Origin of the sequence: Actinoplanes sp. KI2 (assembly GCF_025630775.1) — a bacterium.
In the GTDB taxonomy this organism is placed as follows: Bacteria; Actinomycetota; Actinomycetes; order Mycobacteriales; family Micromonosporaceae; genus Actinoplanes.
On sequence record NZ_JAOSZE010000102.1, the window covers coordinates 1 to 3,297 of the forward strand.

A 3,297-nucleotide genomic window follows, 5' to 3' on the forward strand; every position below is an offset into this window, starting at 1 on the left:
GGTTGGTCTTCAATGCCAGGCACGACCTGGGATCTCATACCGGCTGTCGTTGGCGGTGCTGGTGGGTTCTGTGGGGTTGTGGGTTGGTCGTTGGTTGAGAATTGCACAGTGGACGCGAGCATCTTGTTTTCTGTGGTTAAGTTGTCAAGGGCGGACGGTGGATGCCTTGGCACCAGGAGCCGATGAAGGACGTGGGAGGCCGCGATAGGCCTGGGGGAGCTGTCAACCTAGCTGTGATCCCAGGGTGTCCGAATGGGGAAACCTGGCACGAGTCATGTCGTGTCATCCGTGCCTGAATTCATAGGGCATGTGAGGGGAACGCCGGGAAGTGAAACATCTCAGTACCGGTAGGAAGAGAAAACAACATGTGATTCCGTGAGTAGTGGCGAGCGAAAGCGGATCGAGCCTAAACCAGATACGTGTGATAGTTGTCAGGCGTTGCGTATCCGGGGTTGTGGGACTCTTTTTGATTGTTCTGACAGGCAGTCGCAGAGTTACAAAGCCTTATGTTAGTCGAACGACGTGGGAAAGTCGGCCGTAGACGGTGAGAGCCCGGTAGACGAAAATGTATGGCCTCTGGAGAGAGCACCCGAGTAGCAGCGGACTCCTAGAATCTGCTGTGAATCTGCCAGGACCACCTGGTAAGGCTGAATACTTCCTGGTGACCGATAGCGGACGAGTACCGTGAGGGAATGGTGAAAAGTACCCCGGGAGGGGAGTGAAATAGTACCTGAAACCGTTCGCCTACAATCCGTCAGAGCCTTTTGGGGTGATGGCGTGCCTTTTGAAGAATGAGCCTGCGAGTTAGTGGCACGTGGCGAGGTTAACCCGTGTGGGGTAGCCGTAGCGAAAGCGAGTCCGAAAGTGGCGTTTTAGTCGCGTGTTCTAGACCCGAAGCGGGGTGATCTAGCCATGGGCAGGTTGAAGCGTGGGTAAGACTGCGTGGAGGACCGAACCCACCAACGTTGAAAAGTTGGGGGATGACCTGTGGTTAGGGGTGAAAGGCCAATCAAACTCCGTGATAGCTGGTTCTCCCCGAAATGCATTTAGGTGCAGCGTCGTGTGTTTCTTGCCGGAGGTAGAGCACTGGATGGTCTAGGGGGCCTACAAGCTTACCGAAATCAGCCAAACTCCGAATGCCGGTAAGTGAGAGCGCGGCAGTGAGACTGCGGGGGATAAGCTTCGTAGTCGAGAGGGAAACAGCCCAGATCGCCAGCTAAGGCCCCTAAGCGTGTGCTAAGTGGAAAAGGATGTGGGATCGCATGGACAACCAGGAGGTTGGCTTAGAAGCAGCCACCCTTTAAAGAGTGCGTAATAGCTCACTGGTCAAGTGGTTCCGCGCCGACAATGTAGCGGGGCTCAAGCACACCGCCGAAGCTGTGGCACTCACATTATGATCCGCCGGCGCCTTCGGGTGTTGGTGCAGTCGTGTGGGTGGGTAGGGGAGCGTCGTGCTGCCAGGGAAGCGCCGGAGTGATCCAGGTGTGGAGGCTGCACGAGTGAGAATGCAGGCATGAGTAGCGAATGAAGAGTGAGAACCTCTTCCGCCGGATGACCAAGGGTTCCAGGGCCAGGCTAATCCGCCCTGGGTGAGTCGGGGCCTAAGGCGAGGCCGAGAGGCGTAGTCGATGGATAACGGGTTGATATTCCCGTACCCGCGTAGGAACGCCCAAGACGAACCTTCATGTACTAACCACCTCAAGTGCCGGCGGTCTTCGGACCAAGGGCAGGCGGGCTGGGACCTTGTGGGGTAGTAGTTTAGTGATGGGGTGACGCAGGAAGGTAGCTGGTCCCAGGCGGTGGTTGTCCTGGGGTAAGCGTGTAGGCCCGTGTGTAGGCAAATCCGCACACGATGAGGCTGAGACGTGATGCCGAGCCGTATCAGGTGAAGTCAGTGATCCTATGCTGCCGAGAAAAGCCTCTAGCGATGTTCCGAGCGGCCCGTACCCGAAACCGACACAGGTGGTCAGGTAGAGAATACCGAGGCGACGGGCGAACTGTGGTTAAGGAACTCGGCAAATTGCCCCCGTAACTTAGGGAGAAGGGGGGCCGGACGCGTGAAGCCCCGTGCGGGTGGAGCGTGGTATGGCCGCAGAGAGCAGGGGGAAGCGACTGTTTACTAAAAACACAGGTCCATGCCAAGTCGTAAGACGATGTATATGGACTGACGCCTGCCCGGTGCTGGAACGTTAAGGGGACCTATTAGCTCTTCGGGGCGAAGTGGAGAACTTAAGCGCCAGTAAACGGCGGTGGTAACTATAACCATCCTAAGGTAGCGAAATTCCTTGTCGGGTAAGTTCCGACCTGCACGAATGGCGTAACGACTTCCCCGCTGTCTCAACCACAGGCCCGGCGAAATTGCAGTACGAGTAAAGATGCTCGTTACGCGCGGCAGGACGGAAAGACCCCGGGACCTTTACTATAGCTTGACATTGGTATCCGAATTCAATTGTGTAGGATAGGTGGGAGCCGTTGATCCCCGGACGCCAGTTCGGTGGGTAGGCATTGTTGAAATACCACTCTGTTGGGTTTGGGTATCTAACTTGCGGCCCTGATCGGGTCGAGGGACAGTGTCTGGTGGGTAGTTTAACTGGGGCGGTTGCCTCCTAAAGGGTAACGGAGGCGCCCAAAGGTTCCCTCAGCCTGGTTGGCAATCAGGTGTTGAGTGTAAGTGCACAAGGGAGCTTGACTGTGAGACTGACGGGTCGAGCAGGGACGAAAGTCGGGACTAGTGATCCGGCACTTGCGTGTGGAAGCGGTGTCGCTCAACGGATAAAAGGTACCCCGGGGATAACAGGCTGATCTTCCCCAAGAGTCCATATCGACGGGATGGTTTGGCACCTCGATGTCGGCTCGTCGCATCCTGGGGCTGTAGCAGGTCCCAAGGGTTGGGCTGTTCGCCCATTAAAGCGGTACGCGAGCTGGGTTTAGAACGTCGTGAGACAGTTCGGTCCCTATCCGCCGTGCGCGTTGGATACTTGAGAAGGGCTGTCCCTAGTACGAGAGGACCGGGACGGACGAACCTCTGGTGTGCCAGTTGTCCCGCCAGGGGCACGGCTGGTTAGCTACGTTCGGAAGGGATAACCGCTGAAAGCATCTAAGCGGGAAGCTCGCTTCGAGATGAGGTATCCCACCCCCTCGAGGGGGTAAGGCTCCCAGCCAGACGACTGGGTTGATAGGCCGGAGATGTAAGCCAGGTAACTGGTTCAGTCGACCGGTACTAATAAGCCGAGGGCTTAACCACACCATAAATTTTGTGCTCAACGCGTCCACTGTGTGATTCACAGCAAACGAACA

Annotated in this window: 1 rRNA gene; it reads left to right on the top strand. The window is 56.6% G+C overall.

The features are described 5' to 3' along the window. The first annotated feature begins 134 nt into the window (after positions 1-134). Positions 135-3,244 (top strand): 23S ribosomal RNA (locus ODJ79_RS46375). The last annotated feature ends 53 nt before the right edge of the window (positions 3,245-3,297 follow it).